Here is a 21275-nt window from a genome sequence, read left to right as displayed (position 1 = left end):
GAGAAAGCGCGGCATTTTACATGAACCGCGGGGTTTGGCTTCAGCTGGCGACCGCCAGCTTGCGCAAGCGCCAGGCCATGATCAGCCAGACGGCCGTGACGCCGGCGAACTTGGAACCCAGGGCAGTGAGAATCACGCCCGGGGTCAGCGCGTCGATCATGCCAAAGAAGATAAACGTATCGAGCGGGATGCTCAGGGCCGAACTTATCCACAGGCGGTCGTGCAACGGACGTCGGGTGATGCTGAACACCAGCCAGTCGATGCACTCCGACACGGCGAATGCCGTGGCACTGGCCAGGGCGATGGAGGGATCGGAGGTGATATAGGACAACACCAGCGCCGCCAGCATCGCCGCGATCGCGCCGTGGCCGAAGCGGGTCTGCACCATGTCGCGCAACACGAACACCAGGCCGCCCCAGGCTGACCAGATGATGTCCAGATCCGGGGCGGTGGAGAAGGCGTAGTTGATCAGCACGACGCTGCTGATATAGGCGATCAGAAAGAGCATGGAAGTACCTGTCAAATTTCGCACAGGATACTGTAGGAGCGAGCCTGCTCGCGATGGTCGTTAACGATAACGCGGGGAATCTGGTTCCCCGCGGTGTTCTTGAGTCCATCGCGAGCAGGCTCGCTCCTACAACTGCGGCTTTGTTCCGATCATCCACACCAACCCACTGGCCTTGGCCCGCTCATGGCACAACCCCAACACCGTGCGGCGCTCATCGTTGCTCATGCGGCTCCAGCGGGTGATTTCTTCCACCGTGCGCTGACAGCCCGTGCAAATGTCATCGTCGTCCAGCGCGCAAATATTCACGCAAGGCGATGCAACCGGGCGCTCGGGAGTGTTCATTGTTCCTGCTCAGCCAGGTCGCGGGCATAGCGCTGTGAGTTATGCACATAGTGGGCGGCGCTGGCCTCCAGCATCTTTTTCTGCTGTTCGGTCAGCTCGCGTACTACCTTGCCGGGTGAACCCATGACCAGCGAACCATCCGGAATTTCCTTGCCTTCGCCGATCAACGAATTGGCGCCGATGATGCAGTTCTTGCCGATTTTCGCGCCGTTGAGGATCACCGCATTGATACCGATCAGGCTGTAGTCACCCACGGTGCAGCCGTGCAGCATGGCGTTGTGGCCGATGGTCACGCCGGTACCGATGGTGAGCGGGTAACCCATGTCGGTATGCATCACGGTGCCATCCTGGACGTTGCTGTTCTTGCCGATCAGGATCAGCTCGTTGTCGCCCCGCAGCACGGCGTTGAACCAGACGTTGGCGCCCTCTTCCAGTTTGACCCTGCCCACCAGCACGGCATTGGGAGCGACCCAGCTCTGTGGATGGGTCTCGACACGGGCGTCGCCCAGGCGGTATTTCATCTTGTTGTCCTCAAGGCTCAGGCTGCGGCGTGTTCAGGCCATTCGAGTGATGGCTTCAGGTATTGATAAAGCTTTTAGGCGGTAAGTGCAGGCTGATTTTCGCGTCATAGAGCAGATTGATCAACTCCACGATCATGATCGCCGTCAGGCCCCAGATCTTGAATTCGCCATAGCGATAGCTCGGCACGTACCAACTGCGCCCCTGGTAATCGATACGATGGGTATGCTCGCGCGGGTCTTTGCGGAAGAACTCCAGGGGCACACTGAACACGGCGGCGATCTCGGCATCGTTGGCCCGGTACTGGACAAAGTCCGGAATCACCCCGACATAAGGCGTGACCTTGATGCCGTGCAGGGAGATCAAAGGGCTCAGCGGACCGATCACTTCGACCAGGCCCGGTGGCAGGCCGATCTCTTCTTCGGCTTCGCGCAGGGCGGTAAACACCAGGTCGGGGTCTTCGGGATCGCGGCGGCCACCGGGGAAGGCGACTTCGCCACCATGGGTCGACAGCCCGCTGGCGCGCAAGGTCAATACCAGCTCCGGCTCGTCACTGCGAGTGATCGGTACCAGGACGGCAGCCTCTGGGAAACGTCGGTCGGTCTCCAACGTGCGTGGTGTGTGGTGACTTACCCGATGCAGTAGCTCGTCCAGCATGAGTGTTCTCGATCAGTGCCTTACCCTGCATCATGCACCAATCGCTTCGGCCGCCCAACCCCCCGCACAGTGGCATGTCGCGAAACGACAACTTGCCGACAGCCACCGCCGCACGCCAAGATAGGCGCAGCATTCAGGAACCCAAGCATGAAATTTTGCAGTCAGTGCGGCAACCCGGTGACCCAACGCATTCCCGAGGGCGATTCGCGCCTGCGTTTTGTCTGCGACAGCTGTCACACCATTCACTACCAGAACCCCAACATCGTCGCCGGCTGCGTGGCGACCTGGGGCACCCAGGTGCTGTTGTGCCGCCGCGCCATCGAGCCGCGCCGTGGCTATTGGACCCTGCCCGCCGGTTTCATGGAAAACGGTGAGACCATCGAGCAGGCGGCCATTCGCGAGACTGCCGAGGAAGCCTGTGCGCGAGTGCGCAACCTGAGCATCTATACGCTGATCGATGTACCGCACATCAGCCAGGTGCATGTGTTCTTCCGCGCCGAGCTGGCGGACCTGGATTTTGCCGCCGGTATAGAGAGCCTGGAAGTGCAACTATTCGACGAAGCCGACATTCCTTGGGACGAGCTGGCTTTCCGCACGGTGGGCCGTACCTTAGAATGCTTCTTCGCTGACCGGCGGACCGAGGTCTACCCCGTGCGGTCCGAATCGATCCCGCCGCTGGTTCAGCCTGTCATCACTTGATGTCATCTTGGTATCATCGCCAGGCGCGCACAGATCGTCCGAACTCGGCCCGGACCTTCGGCAGCGCCTGCAAAAACACCTATAAATAGATATATGGTCGCGACACCTCCTGGGGAATCGTTTCAATGCGCTGGTTGCTTGCCCTGTTCTGCTTGTCGTTCGTCACGGTGTCCCAGGCTACTGCCATGGAGCCCTTGGACGGCAAGGTCATCGAGAAAATCCTGGTTCTCAAGTCTGCCCATCAATTGCAGTTGATCAATGACGGCAAACCGGTCAAGACCTATCGCATTTCCCTGGGCAAACGGCCCCTAGGGCCAAAGCTGATGGAAGGCGACAAACGCACGCCTGAAGGTTTCTACTGGATCGACTGGCGCAAGGTCAGCGATAAATTCAACCTGGCGATGCACATTTCCTACCCGAACATCACCGATTCCGCCCGCTCACGGCGTGAAGGTGTCGATCCCGGCGGCATGATCATGATCCACGGCACCCCGGACACCGAAGAAAACCCCGAGCACCTGTTCCACACCCTGGACTGGACCGACGGCTGCATTGCCATGCGCAACATGGACATGCGCGAAATCTGGAACCTGGTGCCGGACGGCACGATGATCGAGATTCGTCCCTAATATGACCGTTGAGCGTTCCCATGCCCTGGGAACGCTGGCTGCCTGCAACAGGCAGATGCACACTACCTGTACCGATCCTGAACACCCCCCGAATATCCCCTCCCCCATTGAAACCACCAGAGGCCTGCCCCATCTAAGACCCATACCCCATTGCGCAGGTGCCCCATGAGCGACCAGCAAGCATTCCCCGAAGACCCCAGCGAATACGCCGACCCGGAAAACGCCGAACACCACACCCCAGGCAAGGGGCTTGCCCTCCCCGGCCAGAACCTGCCGGACAAGGTCTACATCATCCCGATTCACAACCGCCCCTTCTTCCCGGCCCAGGTCCTACCGGTGATCGTCAATGAAGAACCCTGGGCGGAAACCCTCGACCTGGTTGCCAAATCCGAACACCACTCCCTGGCCCTGTTCTACATGGACACGCCCCAGGAAGACCCGCGCCATTTTGATACCTCGGCCCTGCCGTTGTACGGCACCCTGGTCAAGGTGCACCACGCCAGTCGCGAAAACGGCAAATTGCAATTCGTCGCCCAGGGCCTGACCCGTGTGCGCCTCAAGACCTGGCTCAAGCACCATCGCCCGCCGTACCTGGTGGAAGTCGAATACCCGCACCAGCCCACCGAGCCGACCGACGAGGTCAAGGCCTACGGGATGGCGCTGATCAATGCGATCAAGGAACTGCTGCCGCTCAATCCGCTGTACAGCGAAGAGCTGAAGAACTACCTCAACCGCTTCAGCCCCAACGATCCATCGCCGTTGACTGACTTCGCCGCCGCGCTGACGTCGGCGACCGGCAGCGAACTGCAGGAAGTGCTCGACTGCGTGCCCATGCTCAAGCGCATGGAAAAAGTCCTGCCGATGCTGCGCAAGGAGGTCGAGGTCGCGCGCCTGCAAAAAGAAATTTCCGCCGAAGTTAACCGCAAGATCGGCGAGCATCAGCGCGAATTTTTCCTCAAGGAGCAGCTCAAGGTCATCCAGCAGGAGCTGGGGCTGACCAAGGACGACCGCAGCGCCGACATCGAACAATTCGAGCAACGGCTGACCGGCAAAGTGCTGCCGTCGCAGGCGCAGAAGCGCATCGAAGAAGAGATGAACAAGCTGTCGATCCTCGAGACCGGCTCGCCGGAGTACGCGGTCACGCGTAACTACCTCGACTGGGCGACATCGGTGCCGTGGGGCGTGTACGGCGAGGACAAACTCGACCTCAAGCACGCGCGCAAGGTGCTGGACAACCACCATGCCGGCCTCGACGACATCAAGGACCGCATCCTCGAGTTCCTCGCGGTGGGTGCCTACAAGGGCGAAATCAGCGGTTCCATCGTGCTGCTGGTAGGGCCGCCGGGCGTGGGTAAAACCAGCGTCGGCAAATCCATCGCCGAATCCCTCGGCCGACCGTTCTACCGCTTCAGCCTCGGCGGCATGCGTGACGAAGCCGAAATCAAGGGCCACCGCCGTACCTACATCGGTGCGATGCCGGGCAAACTCGTGCAAGCGCTCAAAGACGTCGAAGTGATGAACCCGGTGATCATGCTCGACGAAATCGACAAGATGGGCCAAAGCTACCAGGGCGACCCGGCCTCGGCGCTGCTGGAAACCCTAGATCCGGAGCAGAACGTCGAATTCCTCGACCATTACCTGGACCTGCGCCTGGACCTGTCGAAAGTGCTGTTCGTCTGCACCGCCAACACCCTGGATTCGATTCCCGGCCCCTTGCTGGACCGGATGGAAGTGATCCGACTGTCGGGTTACATCACCGAAGAAAAAGTCGCCATCGCCAAACGCCACCTGTGGCCCAAGCAACTCGAAAAGGCCGGCGTGTCAAAAGGCAGCCTGAGCATCAGCGACAGCGCGTTGAAGACGCTGATCGACGGTTACGCCCGTGAAGCCGGGGTGCGCCAGCTGGAGAAAAACCTCGGCAAATTGGTGCGCAAAGCGGTAGTGAAACTGCTCGACGACCCGAATGCCGTGATCAAGATTGGCCCGAAAGACCTTGAAGCGTCGTTGGGCAAACCTGTGTTCCGAAATGAACAAGTGCTGTCGGGAACGGGTGTGATTACAGGCCTGGCCTGGACCAGCATGGGCGGTGCAACCCTGCCGATCGAAGCCACGCGCATTCATACCCTCAATCGCGGCTTCAAGCTCACCGGGCAATTGGGCGACGTGATGAAAGAATCCGCGGAAATTGCCTACAGCTACGTCAGCTCCAACCTGAAGTCGTTTGGCGGTGATCCGAAATTCTTCGACGAAGCGTTCGTGCACTTGCACGTACCGGAAGGCGCCACCCCGAAAGACGGCCCGAGCGCCGGCGTGACCATGGCCAGCGCACTGCTGTCCCTGGCCCGCAACCAGCCGCCGAAAAAAGGCGTGGCCATGACGGGCGAGCTGACGTTGACCGGGCATGTACTGCCGATTGGCGGGGTGCGTGAGAAGGTGATTGCGGCGCGGAGGCAGAAGATTTTCGAATTGATCTTGCCGGAGCCTAACCGTGGAAGCTTCGAAGAATTGCCGGATTATCTGAAGGAAGGGATTACCGTGCACTTTGCCAAGCGCTTTGCGGATGTGGCAAAAGTTTTGTTCTAAGCTGATCGATTGCAACACTGAAATGGCCAGACGAGTTGTCTGGCCATGTCATTTTCATGCCTGACAACATACACACTTTGTCATCAAGACTGATTAGAACCTGCTAATTCGAATAGTAGTCCAGGCCACCCACAGGCCGTACATTCAAGGCTCCAACAATCCTTGAAGAAACAGGTTCCATGGATATCCAGCAACGAAGAAGTCTTGTCGACAGTCGCATTAATACTAAAATGAAATTCCGCCAGTGCTGTCAGAAAAACTGCTTGAGTGCCACCATTCAAGACCGCAATGATTTTAACTCCGAAGAGTTTTACACCAGCGTCGGTTCCCGGGAAATCCTGGCTATTTTCAAAGCCGGTGAAAAAAACACCCCTGAAGATCGTGCTTTTGATCTTTATCTACCTAAAAATATCGAATCCGGCACCTACGAATTAAACTCGCCGGAGCATTCGATAGAAATTCTTCTGACTGAAAGCTTCCCGGCCTATACCAGTTACCCGGCATTCAAGGGCGTCATGAACCTGATTGTGGACGCCGGCAAGCAAGACTACTCCGGCACATTCAAAGTCAGCTTCAAGGACAACGGACAGCGTGAGTTTGTATCCGAAGGCAAGTTTGCGTTCTCGCTGCAAGCCTGACCTGCACCAGCGCTATCGCCGGCAGGACCGTTCCCGTAGGAGCCGGTTTGCCGGCGATGGCGTCGGCACTGGCAACCACCACTCCCAGCGCTGTCACACTTTGTCTCATCTTCAGTTATGCTCGCCGTTCGTCGTGAATGCCGGAGCCGCTGAGCCTATGTCCCCCACTCGCCTGTTTGTCCCTCTCGCTCTCACCTTGCTGGCCGCTTGCGCCACGCAACCTGCGCACAATGTGACCGTGGAAAAACAAAGCGAATGCCCGATAAAACTCACCAGCGGGCAAAACCTGATCCTGACCCTGCCGAGCAATCCGACCACGGGTTATCGCTGGTCGATCCAGGATTCGGCCGGCGGCGTATTGCGCGCGCTCAGCCCTGAGGTCTACAGCAACCCGGAAGATGCCGGCGTCGTGGGTGCTGCCGGTGTTTCGACCTGGCGCTTCCAGGCGTTCGCCCCTGGCACCGGGCGTTTACGCCTGACCTCGCAACAACCTTGGGCACCGGAAGTGCTGCCGGCGGATGCCTTCGACTGCGCCATTTCGGTGAACTGACCGTGGGCTGGCTGATTCTGGCGCTGATGGGCGCAGTGACGTTTCTCTATGGCCTGAGCGTGCACGCAGCGCTGCTTTGCCTGTTGGTCAAGCCGCTGCCTGTACTGGCCCTGCTCGGCTGGCTGCACGACGCACCACCTAGTGAGTATCGCCGCTGGATCAGTCTGGGCTTGATCTTTTCCCTGCTCGGCGACGTGTTGCTGGCATGGCCGGGGGATTTGTTCGTGTTCGGCCTCGGCGCATTCCTCGTCGCCCATCTGGCCTATCTGAAAGCTTATTTGACTGACTGCAGGCGCTTGGCCGTGTTGCCACTGATCCTGGCCCTCGGCGTCGGCGCAGTGTTGCTGGGGATACTGATTACCCACGGACTGGGGCCATTGCTGATTCCGGTGATCGTCTATGGCCTGGCGATCAGCGCCATGCTCTGGCGTGCGCTGGCGCGACTCGGCACCGATGTGCCCAAGCGTTCGGCGCTGCTTGCGGCAGCCGGGGCGGTGGCGTTTGTGTTTTCCGATAGCGTGATTGGTATCAGCCGCTTTGTCGTGCCCTTTGATGCCGCGCCGTACGTGATCATCCTCAGTTACTGGCTGGGGCAATGGGGCATCACCGCATCGGCGTTCGATCAGAAACCGCATTCAGCCGCTTAAAAGATCGCAGCCTGCGGCAGCTCCTACAGGGGATCGCGTTCCAATGTAGGAGCTGCCGCAGGCTGCGATCTTTTGATTTGGCGGTTTATCAGACAACCCGCGCATCCCCGCGCCAACTTGGCTAAAATGCCGGCCTTTTCCACCGACACCGCCGGAACCGCCGTGAGCAAAGAATCCGATCGCCTTTTCGCCCAGCCTTTGGCCCAGGTGCCTGACTTCGCCTTCAATGAGGACGTGGTGCGAGTGTTCCCGGACATGATCAAGCGCTCGGTGCCGGGTTATCCGACCATTGTCGAAAACCTCGGCGTGCTCGCCGCGCAATTCGCCCAGCCCAACAGCGTGCTCTACGACCTCGGCTCGTCCCTGGGCGCAGTGACCCAGGCGCTACGTCGACATGTGCGCACCGACGGCTGCCGCGTCATCGCTGTGGATAACTCCGCGGCGATGGTCGAGCGATGCCGTGAGTATCTGAACGGCCAGGACTCGATGTTCCAGGAGTTGCTGCCGGTGGAAGTGGTCGAAGGCGACATCCTCGCCCTCGAATTCAAACCCGCCTCGGTGGTGGCGCTGAACTTCACCCTGCAATTCATCGCCCCGGACCAACGTAGCGCGTTGCTGTCGCGCATCCACCAGTCCCTGCTGCCCGGTGGTGCACTGATCCTCTCGGAAAAACTGCGCTTTGAAGACGAGCAGGAGCACGCGCTGCTCACCGACCTGCACGTCGCCTTCAAGCGCGCCAACGGCTATAGCGAACTGGAAATTGCCCAGAAGCGCAGCGCCATCGAAAATGTCATGAAGCCCGACAGCCTCGAAGAACATCGCGAACGCCTGTTGGCCGCCGGGTTCTCGAAAGTCGTGCCGTGGTTCCAGTGTCTTAACTTTGCCTCGTTGATTGCCTTGCCATGATTGATCTGTCTCCCCTGGCCCGCCGCCTGGCTGGCACACCGCTGGCCGATTGGGCCAACACCCTGCAGCATCAACTCGACAAGAAAATGGAAAAGGGTCACGGCGACCTGGAGCGCTGGCAAAGTGCGCTGGACGCTCTGCCGAAGATCCAGCCGAGCGAAGTCGACTTGTTGAACGGTTTGACGCTGGACACCGATTGCGACGATAAAACCCGTGCGCAGATGCGCACGGCATTGATGGGTTTGTCGCCGTGGCGCAAAGGCCCGTTCGATCTGTTCGGCGTGCACGTCGACACCGAATGGCGTTCGGACTGGAAATGGTCGCGCGTCGCTCCGCACCTGGACCTCAAGGGCAAGCGCATCCTCGATGTCGGCTGCGGCAACGGTTACTACATGTGGCGCATGCTGGGTGCCGGTGCGGACAGCGTGATCGGCGTCGATCCGAACTGGTTGTTCTTCTGCCAGTTCCAGGCGGTGCAGCGTTACCTGTCCGAGCCGAATGCCTGGCACCTGCCATTCCCTTTCGAAGACCTGCCGCCGAACCTCGAGGGCTTCGACACGGTGTTTTCCATGGGCGTGTTCTACCACCGTCGCTCACCGATCGAGCACTTGCTGGCGTTGAAGGATTGCCTGGTCAAGGGCGGCGAACTGGTGCTCGAAACCCTGGTGGTCGAAGGCGACAAACATCAAGTGCTGGTACCGGAGGATCGCTATGCGCAGATGCGCAACGTGTGGTTCCTGCCGTCAGTGCCGGCGCTGGAGTTGTGGCTGCGTCGGGCCGGGTTTACCGATGTGAAATGCGTGGACGTGAGCGTGACCACGGTTGAAGAACAGCGCGGTACGGAATGGATGAAGTATCAGTCGTTGAGCGACTTCCTTGATCCCGAAGACCACAGCAAGACCATTGAAGGGCTGCCGGCGCCGATGCGGGCGGTGATCGTCGCCCGCAAATAATCCCCAATCTCGCTGTCAATGGAGATCCCCTGTAGGAGTGAGCCTGCTCGCGATGGAGTGTCAGATACGTTGATGTCGACTGACACACCATCGCGAGCAGGCTCGCTCCTACAGGGGTTGGTGTTTAGTCTGAAGGTTTCGCACGTCGGGCCTTGAAGAACTCGCTGAGTACCGCCCCACACTCCTCCGCCAACACCCCACCCTCATACAACACCCGGTGATTCAAAAAGCCCTGGGTAAAGAACTGCCCCTGGCTCTGCACAATCCCGGCCTTGGGCTCCAGCGCGCCATACACCACCCGCGTAATCCGCGAATGCACGATCAACCCGGCGCACATGCTGCACGGCTCCAGCGTCACATACAGCGTGCTGCCTGGCAGGCGATAGTTGCTGACGGCTTGGGCGGCATCACGGATCGCGACCATCTCGGCATGGGCACTCGGATCGTTGCCGCTGATCGGGCAATTGAAGCCACGACCGATGATTTCACCATCCTGCACCAGCACCGCGCCCACCGGCACTTCGCCCAGTGCCGCGCCTTGTGCCGCGAGGGCCAGGGCTTCGCGCATGAAGTCACGATCTCGGCTGCGGTCGATGATTGCAGCGGGACGAATCTGACGCATCACGCCACCTCGATGGCGGCCATCAGGCCGGTTTCCATGTGATCGATCACATGGCAATGGAACATCCACACCCCAGGGTTATCCGCCACCAGCGCCACCTGCGCACGCTCGTTCTTGCCCAACAAATAGGTGTCGGTGAAGTACGGGATGACCTTATGGCGGTTCGAAGCAATGACTTTGAAGCTCATGCCGTGCAGGTGAATCGGATGCTGGTATTGAGTCATGTTCTTCAATTCAAAAATGTAGCTCTTGCCCTTTTCCAGCTTGGCAATCGGACGGTCGGCGCAGGTTTTATCCGTGATGTCCCAGGCTTTGCCGTTGATCTGCCACAGGCTTGGCGGCTTGCCGTTGTCGACGTTGACTGACACCGACCCCACCCATTCGAAATTGAAGTTGAGTTTCTCGGCATTGGCCAGGTCCGGTTCGGCCACCGGGTTGGCGGGCAGCGCGGGCGGCCATTGGGTCGGGGCGTCACTGTTAGCCACCGAACGCAATGTACCCAGGCGTACAGGCCCGTTGCGCAACGATAACTCTTCACCGGCAGGTGGCGCCTTTATCGCCAGACAAATACGCATCCCCGGGCCGAGCCAGTACTCCTTGCCGAGCGGTCGCGGTTCGATGGGGTTGCCGTCCAGTGCGTAGATCTGCGCTTCGACACCGGGGATGTTCAGGCGATAGGTGAGGGTGTTATCGAGGTTGAGCAGGCGCACTCGGGTGATCTGCCCGGCAGGCAAGTCGATGACCGCTTGCGGCACACCGTTGATGGTCGACAGGCGCCCCGCCGTACCGCCGCGGGCGGCTTCGCGAGGAATGCTGAAGTCGACGAAAGCGCCCTGCTCATCGACATGCCAGTTCTTCAAGCTCAAGGTTTTCTCGTACTTGAAACCGGTCGGTTCGCGCTCCTCGACGATCAGCGGGCCGACCAGCCCGCGACCGAGCTCTTCACTGCTGCTCACGTGCGGGTGATACCAGTAGCTGCCGGCATCGGGCACGCGAAATTTGTAGTCGAAGTATTCACCGGGCAATACCGGCAACTGCGACACGTAAGGCACACCGTCCATCTCCAGCGGCAGGCGAATGCCATGCCAGTGGATGGTGGTCGCCACCGGCAAGTGGTTGATGAAGCGTAACCGCAGCCATTCACCCTGGCGCACGCGCAACTCGGTGCCAGGCGCCGACGGGCCGAACGCCCAGGCTTCGGTCTTGTGCCCCGCCACCAACTCGATGTCCAGCGGCGCCGCAATCAGCTCATAGTCGTGACCCGCATCGGCGTCGGCCATCTTGCCCAGCCAGTAACGCGATGCGCCGCCCGCTCCCACGCCAACGACAACAAGACCGGCCAGGCCACCGAGGATTTGGCGACGGGTGAAAGACATGAACTCAACTACCTCACGTATCAGCGACAGGCCTATGGCCTGCAAAAGGCGAATACGATACACCTGCGGTTGGGAAACAGTAAGGGTGGCGCGGCGACTGGTCACAGCTTGATCGACGCTGACCGTTTATCCATGCATAACTATGTAGTGCACCTCCTGCAGAGAAGCGGGCAATCATCACTGCCCATTTCTCAAGGAGCGAGAGCATGTCCAGCGAACAAAACACCCCCGCATCAAGCAATGCCGCCGACCAGGAAACACTCAGGCTCATAGCGCCCGTCGTCGTGACGGCCTGCCCCGGTTTGCTGGAAGAAGCCCACGCCGTCGCCAGTGAAATCCTGAAAAAACACGGCATCACCGGCCACGACCCCGACCAGGTCTGGTGGCATCGGTTCGACAACGTCACGGCCAGCAGCAACAAGACGTTCCTGGGCTGGGAACATGCGCCCAAACCCTGTGAGTCATTCACACTGACGGAACTGGTCATGCATCGGTTTCGCGTGACCGACCAGGACGACGCCCTCGAACTGAACAGCAATGGCGGGTTCTACACCGCCGATGCCAATGCCAGTATCTACAACGAAACCAATGAAGTGCGGATGTACCCCAGCAAGGTACTCGCCGACCTGTGGGAGCTGAACCTCAGCGACCGCTACCTGACCCGATTCAATGCATTCTGGGCCACGCATTTCGATGACTACCGGGCCCTGGCCAAGTGTAACTACCTCAGTAAAGCCATTGAGGCGTGCGAGAGCGGGCAACTGGGGGAAGACGATTTCCAGACCGTCGTCAGGGCCGCCGTTGGCGACACGCCCTGGCCTATCACCCTGGCGTCCCTGCAGGCGCAAAACACCGTGCCTGCGGATCTGCAAGTCTGTGCGCTGGATGTCGCAGGCCATGTCGCCACCGACATCCTGCGCATCGTCGACCGCAACGGTCGGCAGATCACCTACGTACCTGGCGCAACCACACCTTTCCACGTGCACCCGACGCCCACCGACATGCACTGGTGGATGCTGCTGCAGATGAACGAAGAGCAGGCCCGAACCGAATTCATGACCCATTTCCCGCTGTCGGTGCGCAAGGCGATCCACGACGACATCACCCCGTTGATGAACCAGCTGGTCGGCACCTGGGGCAAATACGATCACCATCTGATCAATCAGAAAAACATCACCGTCAGCGGCGACGTGTTCACCTGGCAGAGCCGGGCCGTGCAAGGCGCGATGCTGGAAGAAGCCACTCTGACCCTGGTGACCAATGGGCAAATGCGCGAACACCTGTGGCTGGGTTATCTGACTGTCGGCCTGAAGGTCTTCGGCCCGCTGGCGGTTCTCGGCTGGCCCATCGCCTTGCCCGTGATCGGGGCCAGCATCGCCGCGATGGGTTTGAACATCGACAAGGCGGTCAATGGCAGAACGGCGGCGGAGCGCAAGGCTGGCGTGATTGGCGCGGTGCTCGCTGGCATCAATGTGCTGTTCAATGTTCCGCTGCTCAGGGAAGCGAGTGTGTTGGACGAAGCCGGGGTTGCGGCTGAAGCTGAAGCGGCGGACCTGGACAAGACGCTCGACCCGGAGGAGCCCGCGGAACCGCGCGCGACCGATGAATCAGAGGAGGGTCCTCTGCAACCTGATGTATTACCGACCCTGCCCGACGAGACCGGGGATGCCATTGAAGTGCCAGAGCATTGGCAAAGCAATGAACTCCTCGAAAGCTACCCCATGGCCACCAGCGGGAAATACCAGGGTATCTACACCCTGGAATCAAACCCTCCCAACGCCATCCTGATCAACGAACAGGCTTACTACGTGCGTTACGAGGCTGACGTCAACGGCGGCGGCACCTGGGCCATCATCGACCCGCAAAACCCCAACGCTTTTACGGGCTCGATTCCTGTACGCCTGAATGCCGAGGGTGAATGGGAGCTGGCACCGAAACTTCGTTTGACCGCCGGCGGTAAAGGCCCCAGCAAGCACGCCTCTGGCAAGCCTGGCCCCAGCGAGCCTGTTCCCGGACCATCGCAGCCCACGGCTCCGGTGCTGCCCAAAGTGAAGGATCTCACTCACTTGACCCGATACGATGCCCCCAACGGCCGCTCACTGAACTCCATGGCGTTGGGAGAACCGGAAACCCATATAAAAATCGTCAGCATGCATGGAGGGCAAATCAGAGGGGTCTCCTCCTATGAACAATATGTTGCCGGGCGTCGCACAATGCTGGTCAGGGATGCAACCGCATTCCAGACGCCCAAGGACTTTTTCGCCTCGCTGCCGCCCCGGCCGGTCCAGCCCGTGATCACGCCATCCACAACCGTTACCGAACTCATCGAGAAGATATTCGACGCAGCGCCCGGCCTGGTGGTTGGAGAAAGTCAGGATCGCATTGCCAGCATGCGCTTCCTGATCGAAAACATGCCGACGTTTGCCCGGCAAGGCGTCAAGACACTCTACATGCATCGTCTGCTCAACGACTTCAGCCAAGTCGACCTGAACAACTTCGCCGAGACCGGGGAGATGCATGGCATGCTGGAGATATACCTGAAAAAGCTGCCAGGCGATCCTGCGGGACAGTTCACGCCGCTGGAGGTCGTCAAAACGGCCCAACAGAACGGCATTCGAATCCAGGCCACCGACTGCCTGGCAAGTTATCGCTATACAGACACGACCATGGGCCTCAGATCACGGCAATCCATCAAGACCTACCTCACCCACAGCATCATGCAAGCCACTCAAGCACGCAACGGCGGCGCAAAATGGCTGGTACTCACCGACCAGGAAAGTACCAACACGTTCAGGGGAATGGCCGGCATCAGCGAAACCGAGGGAGGTGTCGGTTTGCGCATCGAAGAAGTGCAACCCGAGCAGAGCCTGCACCTGGACATCGACCAAGGCATCGAAGTCGGCCATGAGATTGCGGGGGGACTTGGCCCGATGCGCGGTAATACCGACACCCTGTATGCCGACATCAGCCTGCAGATGCCGACGCCGTTCACCCAACGAACGCCCGAGCAGATCGATCACCTGCTGTTTCGTCAGGGCATGTTCACCATTGAACGGTCGCAGGATTCCTTCACGCTGATTCATCGCAGCCGCACCAACCAGATTGTGCGAACGACAATCGAGCGAACGATGGATAGCGGCTTTCGGGTCGACCGCCCTGCCTGGGCCGGCGTGCATCAGGTCACCTACGCAAATCTGATCAGCCTTGCCCACGCACTCAACCGCATGGGCCTGACGCTGGAAGGGCGGCTGCCCTCTGTAGCAGCCTGATACGCAAAAGGCCCCGTGAATTCACATTCACGGGGCCTTTGCGGTGTTACAGGCGATCAGTCAGACAGGGATCATTCCCACTCGATCGTCGCTGGCGGCTTGCTCGACACGTCGTAGGTGACGCGGGAGATGCCTTCGATTTCATTGATGATGCGGCCGCTGACGGTTTCCAGCAGTTCGTAAGGCAAGTGAGCCCAACGCGCGGTCATGAAGTCGATGGTTTCCACGGCACGCAGGGCCACGACCCAGGCGTAACGACGGCCATCGCCAACCACGCCCACCGATTTCACCGGCTGGAACACCACGAACGCCTGGCTGACCTTGTGGTACCAGTCGGCCTTGCGCAGCTCTTCGATGAAGATGTGGTCGGCGCGACGCAGCAAGTCGGCGTATTCCTTCTTCACTTCACCCAGGATGCGCACGCCCAGGCCCGGGCCCGGGAACGGGTGACGGTAGACCATGTCGTACGGCAGGCCCAGTTCCAGGCCCAGACGACGGACTTCGTCCTTGAACAGCTCTCGCAGCGGTTCAACCAGCTTGAGGTTCATTTCTTCCGGCAAGCCGCCCACGTTGTGGTGCGACTTGATCACGTGGGCCTTGCCGCTTTTCGCGCCAGCCGACTCGATCACGTCCGGGTAGATGGTGCCCTGGGCCAGGTACTTGATGTTTTCCAGTTTGTTGGACTGGGCATCGAACACGTCGATGAAGGTACGGCCGATGATCTTGCGCTTCTTTTCAGGGTCCGACTCGCCAGCCAGGTTGTCGAGGAACTGGTCCTCGGCGTTGGCGCGGATCACCTTGACGCCCATGTTCTCGGCGAACATGGCCATCACTTGCTCGCCTTCGTGCAGGCGCAGCAGGCCGTTGTCGACGAAGACGCAGGTCAGTTGGTCGCCGATGGCCTTGTGCAGCAGCGCAGCAACCACGGAGGAGTCAACGCCGCCGGACAGGCCGAGCAGCACGTTGTCGGTGCCGACCTGGGCGCGAACCTGGGCGATGGCGTCTTCAGCGATCTTCGACGGGGTCCACAGCGCTTCGCACTCGCAGATGTCGAGGATGAAGCGCGACAGGATGCGACCGCCCTGCTTGGTGTGGGTCACTTCCGGGTGGAACTGCACGCCGTAGTAGCGACGCTCGTCGCTGAACATGCCAGCGATCGGGCAGCTCGGGGTGCTGGCCAGGATGTGGAAGTCTTCCGGCATGCGGGTGACCTTGTCACCGTGGCTCATCCACACGTCGAGGCCGAACAGGCCGTCGGCGTCGATGTGGTCTTCGATGCCATCGAGCAGGCGGCTCTTGCCAACCACGTCGACACGGGCGTAACCGAACTCACGCAGTTCGGAACCTTCAACCTTGCCGCCCAGTTGCTCGGCCATGGTCTGCATGCCGTAGCAGATGCCGAAGACCGGCACGCCCAGGTCCCACACCGCTTGCGGTGCGCGAGGGCTGTCGGCGACGTGTACGGACTCGGGGCCGCCGGCGAGGATGATCCCTTTTGGCGCGAATTCGCGAATCGCTTCGTCATCCATGTCGAACGGGTGCAATTCGCAGTACACGCCGATTTCACGCACGCGGCGGGCGATCAGCTGGGTGTACTGGGAACCGAAGTCGAGGATCAGGATGCGGTGGGCGTGAATATCGAGGGCCATGATTCAGTCTCGTCTAAGTCATTCAGAAACAGTCGTGATTCAGAAACAACTCGGGGCTGAATAAAACAGCCCCGGTTGCTTAACTTTTTACTTGAAGGCTCAACCTACGCGGTAGTTTGGCGCTTCCTTGGTGATCTGCACGTCGTGGACGTGGGACTCGGCCATGCCAGCACCGGTGATCCGCACGAACTCAGGCTTGGTGCGCATCTCTTCGATGTTGGCGCTACCGGTGTAGCCCATGGAAGAACGCAGGCCGCCCATCAGTTGATGGATGATGGCGCTCAGGGTGCCCTTGTACGGAACACGCCCTTCGATGCCTTCCGGAACCAGCTTCTCGGCGCCGGCCGAGGAGTCCTGGAAGTAACGGTCGGAGGAACCTTGAGCCTGAGACATGGCGCCCAGCGAACCCATGCCACGGTAAGCCTTGTACGAACGGCCCTGGAACAGTTCGATCTCGCCCGGCGCTTCTTCGGTACCGGCGAACATCGAGCCCATCATCACGCAGGAAGCACCGGCTACGATGGCCTTGGACAGGTCACCGGAGAAACGGATGCCGCCGTCGGCGATCAACGGAACGCCAGTGCCTTCGAGGGCAGCGGCGACGTTGGCGATGGCACTGATTTGCGGCACGCCAACACCGGCGACGATACGCGTGGTGCAGATCGAGCCAGGGCCGATACCGACCTTGACCGCATCAGCGCCAGCTTCGGCCAGGGCCTTGGCGGCAGCGCCGGTGGCGATGTTGCCGCCGATCACCTGCACTTCAGGGAAATTCTCTTTGACCCAGCGAACGCGGTCGATCACGCCTTTGGAGTGACCGTGGGCGGTGTCGACCACCACCACGTCAACGCCGGCATTGACCAGGGCGGCAACGCGGTCACCGGTGTCTTTACCGGTACCGACGGCAGCACCAACGCGCAGACGACCTTGATCGTCCTTGCTGGCCAGCGGGTAGGCCTTGGCTTTTTCGATGTCGTTGACGGTCATCATGCCCTTGAGGGCGAACTTGTCGTCGACAATCAGCACGCGTTCGATGCGGTGCTTGTGCAGCAGCTCGCGAACGTCGTTCTTGTCGGCGCCTTCCTTGACCGTGACCAGGCGCTCTTTAGGCGTCATCACTTCACGGACACTGGCGTCCAGGCGGTTTTCGAAACGCACGTCACGGGAAGTGACGATGCCGACCAGGTCGCCATCGTGCAGTACCGGAACGCCGGAAATGTTGTGCATGCGGGTCAGTTCGAACAGGTCACGCACCGTGGCATCAGCCTCGATGGTGATCGGGTCTTTTACGACGCCGGCTTCGAACTTCTTGACCTTGCGGACTTCGGCAGCTTGCTGCTCGATGGTCATGTTCTTGTGGATAATGCCGATACCACCTTCCTGAGCCATGGCGATTGCCAGACGGGCTTCAGTGACGGTGTCCATGGCGGCGGAAACCAGTGGAATATTCAGCTCGATGCCACGGGTAAGGCGGGTCTTGAGACTGACTTCGTTAGGAAGCACCTCGGAATAACCGGGCACTAGGAGAATGTCGTCGAATGTCAGAGCTTCTTGGCTGATACGCAGCATCGCGGGGGCTCCCGAGCGGGAAAATGGAAGCGCGCCATTATAGTCAGACACCCCCTCGGGTTCAATGTAAAACTCTGTCTATTATCGACCTTATGGATATACGGAACATATCGCCCCCTGTAGGAGCTGCCGCAGGCTGCGATCTTTTGACTTTGATCTTCAAAAGCAAGATCAAAAGATCGCAGCCTGCGGCAGCTCCTACAGGGGGGATGCAACGATCAGAGTTCGACTTTCACCCAGCTAACGGGTTGATCCAGCCAATCGGCAAATTCGTCGAGAAAGCTCTGCTTGAACCCCGCCTCGGCCCAATTGTTGAAAATGAACCCCAGGTTGGAAAAGCCGCACTCCTGCAGGAACAGAAAGCCGTTGATGTCATCTTCATGCCCGCATTCGGGGCAGGTGAAGTTATCGGTACGCCCGGGCATCCAGTCTTCGAGGCTTTCGAACAGCGCTTCTCCGACTTCCTTGCGGCACTCGGCACAACCAGCCTCGCCAAGAAACCCCTTGGCCGGCGTATAGATGCAGCGTTTGGTGACGATCTCAAGGCCATTGACGGGCTCACCGAACGGCAAGGCTTGCGGATGCAGGACCACGGCCCTGGCACCGTCGGCGATGGCGTGGCCCATGCGATTGCCGGTGCGGCCACAGGTGGTCAGCTCTTCGTTGATGATGTTCTTGCGCACCAGCCAACGCACGATCGCCCGGGCCCGTGGCTCATGCACCGGCAGCGTGGAAATTTTCGGGACAATGATGCTTTGGGAATTCATGGGGCGGCCTGCTGTAACGCTTTGAAAGAATCCCGGCAGCTTAAGCCCAAGGCTTCAGAGGTCAAGTACTCAAGTAACGCCCGATCAAGGCGATACCGCTGGCCAAGACCAGCCAGGTCACCAGCCGCACGAACGCCTCGCGTGACAATTTCATGGTCAACCGGCGACCGATCCACAGGCCCATTGCCATGGCCGGCAGCAAACACAACGCCAGCACCAACAAGGGTAGCTCGGCATAGACGCCTGCGACAATGAACAGGCTCAGGCGCACCACAGTGCTGCAACTGATCAGTGCACTCTGGGTCGCCCGGGCCGCCTCCTTGGGCAAGCGGCTGTTCAAATAGATCGCATACAGAAAGCCGCCACTGCCAAACAACGCCCCGAACATCCCGCCCACGGTACCCATCGGCAATGCCCAGGCGGCAGACAACTGCGCCGGACGGGTTTTGATCCACAGGCTGTAGATGGCATAGGCACTGATGAACAGCCCCATCAACAGCAGCAACAGATCGGACTTGAGGTTCAACAGGAAGATCACGCCCAGCGTACAACCCACGGCCATGCAGGGCAGTAATCGCAGCAGCTCAGGCTTGGCGACATCACGCCGCGAGGGCAACAGATTGCCGAATGCCGCGACAAAATCCAGCAACACCAGCAATGGCACGATCTTCGACAGCGGCATGAACAGGATCAGGATCGGCCCGGCCACCAGCGCCGTGCCGAAACCGGCAATGCCGAACACGATGTAGGCCAGGGCGATGCCCAGCGCGATTACCAGCCAGTCCGTTGTGCCGAAGGGCCATTGGTTCAACAGTTCAAACACATTAATTCCCCACTCATCCATGAAACGCGAAGCAGACTCTACTCCTGTAGGAGCGAGCCTGCTCGCGATGGACCTGAGGGCGATGCGTTCATCCAGACACAACGCGTTACCGTTAACATCCATCGCGAGCAGGCTCGCTCCTACAGGGGATCGTGCATTCCCGTGGAGATTGCCTTTATCATGCGCCCCATGATTAAAGATCCCTTTGCAAGACTCGGCCTGGACCGCGAAGTCCTGACCGTCAGCCAGCTCAACGGCCGCGCGCGGGTGTTGCTTGAAGACGTTTTCAGCAATATCTGGGTCGAAGGCGAAATCTCCAACCTCGCCCGACCGGCGTCGGGCCACGTGTATTTCACCCTCAAGGACAGCGGCGCCCAGGTGCGTTGCGCGCTGTTCCGGCAAAACGCCGCGCGCGTACGCCAGGCGTTGAAGGATGGCCTGGCCGTCAAGGTTCGCGGCAAAGTCTCGTTGTTCGAGGGGCGCGGCGATTACCAGCTGATCCTCGATACCGTGGAGCCGGCCGGCGATGGCGCGTTGCGCCTGGCTTTCGATGCCCTGAAGGAAAAACTCAGCGCCGAAGGCCTGTTCAGCGCCGAACGCAAGGTGCCGCTGCCGGCGCATCCGCAGCGCATCGGCATCATCAGCTCGCCCACCGGCGCGGTCATCCGCGACATCATCAGCGTGTTCCGCCGCCGTGCGCCGCAAGTGCAACTGACCCTGATCCCCACCGCCGTACAGGGCCGTGAAGCCACCGCGCAGATTGTCCGCGCGTTGAAACTGGCGGACGCCCGCGGCTTCGACGCGCTGATCCTGGCCCGCGGTGGCGGTTCGCTGGAAGACCTCTGGTGCTTCAACGAAGAAGCCGTGGCGCGCGCGGTGGATGCCTGCGTGACGCCGATCGTCAGCGCCGTCGGCCATGAAACCGATGTCTCCATCAGTGACTTCGTCGCCGACGTCCGCGCGCCCACGCCATCGGCCGCCGCCGAACTGCTGGCACCGGATTCCAGCGACCTGGTACGGCGGGTCGAAAGTCTGCATCGGCGCCTGGTGATGCGCATGCGCGATCGTCTGATGCGTGACCGGTTGCGCCTGGAAGGCATCTCTCGTCGCCTGCGCCATCCCGGCGAACGCCTGCGCCAGCAAGCGCAACGCCTGGATGACCTGGACATGCGCATGCGCCGCGCGTTCGAACGCAGCCTCAACACCCGTCGCGAACGGTTGATCCGCCTGGAAACCCGCCTGGCCGGGCAACATCCGGGCCGTCAATTGGCGATGCTGCGCCAACGTCTCGACAGCCTTGCCGAACGCTTGCCCCGCGCCATCCGCGAGGGCCTGAAAAACCGTCGCCTGCAACTGCAGAGCCAGATGCAAACACTGCACGTGGTCAGCCCCCTGGCGACCCTCGGCCGTGGGTACAGCATCTTGCTCGACGAGCGTGGCAATGCGATCCGCAACGCCGCTCAGACCCACACCGGCCAACGCCTGAAGGCCAAATTGGGTGAAGGCGAACTGCAGGTGCGGGTCGAAGACAATCACCTGACGCCCGTCACCCTTTCTTTACTGGACTGA

Annotated in this window: 20 protein-coding genes; 10 read left to right on the top strand and 10 right to left on the bottom strand. The window is 60.2% G+C overall.

Features of this window, described 5'->3' with window-relative positions; translation table 11 throughout:
• Window positions 1-40: 40 nt before the first annotated feature.
• From PMI35_RS20885 to PMI35_RS20900, 4 genes are all read right to left on the bottom strand, one after another.
• The gene (locus PMI35_RS20885; RefSeq protein WP_008057794.1) at window positions 41-508 is read right to left on the bottom strand and encodes a VUT family protein; all 468 of its coding nucleotides are present in this window, start codon (window positions 506-508) and stop codon (window positions 41-43) included.
• Between the two features lie 126 nt (window positions 509-634).
• Window positions 635-850, bottom strand: a complete 216-nt coding sequence (locus PMI35_RS20890; RefSeq protein WP_008057792.1) for a DUF1289 domain-containing protein — start codon at window positions 848-850, stop codon at window positions 635-637.
• Entirely contained in the window at window positions 847-1371 is a 525-nt protein-coding gene (locus tag PMI35_RS20895) for a gamma carbonic anhydrase family protein (protein WP_008057790.1), read from the bottom strand. Before PMI35_RS20895 ends, PMI35_RS20890 begins: the two co-directional genes overlap by 4 nt.
• Before the next feature lie 55 nt (window positions 1372-1426).
• Window positions 1427-2026, bottom strand: coding sequence for a CoA pyrophosphatase (locus tag PMI35_RS20900; RefSeq protein WP_008057788.1), 600 nt, complete (start codon window positions 2024-2026; stop codon window positions 1427-1429).
• A 147-nt stretch (window positions 2027-2173) separates the two neighbouring features.
• On the opposite strand from PMI35_RS20900, the gene PMI35_RS20905 reads away from it, so the two are divergent.
• The 8 genes from PMI35_RS20905 (at window position 2174) to cmoB (ending at window position 9631) form a co-directional block, all read left to right on the top strand.
• Window positions 2174-2725, top strand: coding sequence for an NUDIX hydrolase (locus tag PMI35_RS20905; RefSeq protein WP_008057786.1), 552 nt, complete (start codon window positions 2174-2176; stop codon window positions 2723-2725).
• Between the two features lie 125 nt (window positions 2726-2850).
• Window positions 2851-3354: a L,D-transpeptidase family protein gene (locus tag PMI35_RS20910; protein ID WP_008057785.1), complete on the top strand. Its 504-nt coding sequence runs from the start codon at window positions 2851-2853 to the stop codon at window positions 3352-3354.
• A 165-nt stretch (window positions 3355-3519) separates the two neighbouring features.
• Window positions 3520-5937 carry an endopeptidase La gene (lon, locus tag PMI35_RS20915; protein ID WP_008057783.1) on the top strand — a complete coding sequence of 806 codons (2418 nt, stop codon included), beginning with the start codon at window positions 3520-3522 and terminating at the stop codon, window positions 5935-5937.
• A gap of 179 nt (window positions 5938-6116) precedes the next feature.
• On the top strand, window positions 6117-6575 hold the full coding sequence (locus tag PMI35_RS20920; RefSeq protein ID WP_008057781.1) for a hypothetical protein: 459 nt from the start codon (window positions 6117-6119) through the stop codon (window positions 6573-6575).
• A gap of 157 nt (window positions 6576-6732) precedes the next feature.
• The gene (locus PMI35_RS20925; RefSeq protein WP_008057779.1) at window positions 6733-7125 is read left to right on the top strand and encodes a protease inhibitor I42 family protein; all 393 of its coding nucleotides are present in this window, start codon (window positions 6733-6735) and stop codon (window positions 7123-7125) included.
• A gap of 2 nt (window positions 7126-7127) precedes the next feature.
• Window positions 7128-7772: a lysoplasmalogenase gene (locus PMI35_RS20930; RefSeq protein WP_008057777.1), complete on the top strand. Its 645-nt coding sequence runs from the start codon at window positions 7128-7130 to the stop codon at window positions 7770-7772.
• Window positions 7773-7898: 126 nt separating this feature from the next.
• A complete protein-coding gene (cmoA, locus tag PMI35_RS20935) occupies window positions 7899-8678 on the top strand; it encodes a carboxy-S-adenosyl-L-methionine synthase CmoA (RefSeq protein WP_008057775.1) in 780 nt (259 codons plus the stop codon).
• Window positions 8675-9631 (top strand): tRNA 5-methoxyuridine(34)/uridine 5-oxyacetic acid(34) synthase CmoB, encoded by a 957-nt coding sequence (cmoB, locus tag PMI35_RS20940; RefSeq protein WP_008057773.1) that lies wholly within the window; start codon window positions 8675-8677, stop codon window positions 9629-9631. The genes cmoA and cmoB overlap by 4 nt, the downstream gene beginning before the upstream one ends.
• Before the next feature lie 124 nt (window positions 9632-9755).
• On the opposite strand, the gene tadA is transcribed toward cmoB, so the two are convergent.
• Together tadA and PMI35_RS20950 are read right to left on the bottom strand one after the other, a co-directional pair.
• Window positions 9756-10253 carry a tRNA adenosine(34) deaminase TadA gene (tadA, locus tag PMI35_RS20945; protein WP_008057771.1) on the bottom strand — a complete coding sequence of 166 codons (498 nt, stop codon included), beginning with the start codon at window positions 10251-10253 and terminating at the stop codon, window positions 9756-9758.
• Window positions 10253-11629: a multicopper oxidase family protein gene (locus PMI35_RS20950; RefSeq protein ID WP_008057768.1), complete on the bottom strand. Its 1377-nt coding sequence runs from the start codon at window positions 11627-11629 to the stop codon at window positions 10253-10255. Before PMI35_RS20950 ends, tadA begins: the two co-directional genes overlap by 1 nt.
• A 206-nt stretch (window positions 11630-11835) precedes the next feature.
• Here PMI35_RS20950 and PMI35_RS20955 point away from each other — a divergent pair, with 206 nt between their 5' ends.
• Window positions 11836-14898, top strand: a complete 3063-nt coding sequence (locus tag PMI35_RS20955; protein WP_008057766.1) for a membrane-targeted effector domain-containing toxin — start codon at window positions 11836-11838, stop codon at window positions 14896-14898.
• 71 nt (window positions 14899-14969) lie between these two features.
• Here the strand turns inward: PMI35_RS20955 and guaA are convergent, their stop codons facing one another.
• The 4 genes from guaA to PMI35_RS20975 form a co-directional block, all read right to left on the bottom strand.
• Window positions 14970-16547 (bottom strand): glutamine-hydrolyzing GMP synthase, encoded by a 1578-nt coding sequence (gene guaA / locus PMI35_RS20960; RefSeq protein WP_008057764.1) that lies wholly within the window; start codon window positions 16545-16547, stop codon window positions 14970-14972.
• Between the two features lie 99 nt (window positions 16548-16646).
• The gene (gene guaB, locus PMI35_RS20965) at window positions 16647-18116 is read right to left on the bottom strand and encodes an IMP dehydrogenase (RefSeq protein WP_008057763.1); all 1470 of its coding nucleotides are present in this window, start codon (window positions 18114-18116) and stop codon (window positions 16647-16649) included.
• 218 nt (window positions 18117-18334) lie between these two features.
• The gene (locus PMI35_RS20970; protein ID WP_008057761.1) at window positions 18335-18883 is read right to left on the bottom strand and encodes a hypothetical protein; all 549 of its coding nucleotides are present in this window, start codon (window positions 18881-18883) and stop codon (window positions 18335-18337) included.
• A gap of 61 nt (window positions 18884-18944) precedes the next feature.
• Complete coding sequence (locus tag PMI35_RS20975) at window positions 18945-19712, bottom strand: sulfite exporter TauE/SafE family protein (RefSeq protein WP_032831501.1); 768 nt, start codon at window positions 19710-19712, stop codon at window positions 18945-18947.
• 183 nt (window positions 19713-19895) lie between these two features.
• Between PMI35_RS20975 and xseA the strand changes: the two genes are divergently transcribed.
• A complete protein-coding gene (gene xseA / locus PMI35_RS20980) occupies window positions 19896-21275 on the top strand; it encodes an exodeoxyribonuclease VII large subunit (protein WP_032831500.1) in 1380 nt (459 codons plus the stop codon).

The sequence above is a fragment of the Pseudomonas sp. GM78 genome (assembly GCF_000282475.1).
GTDB lineage: Bacteria > Pseudomonadota > Gammaproteobacteria > Pseudomonadales > Pseudomonadaceae > Aquipseudomonas.
Note: the sequence above shows the minus strand (reverse complement) of the source record. Positions and strands in the feature narration are given on the sequence as shown.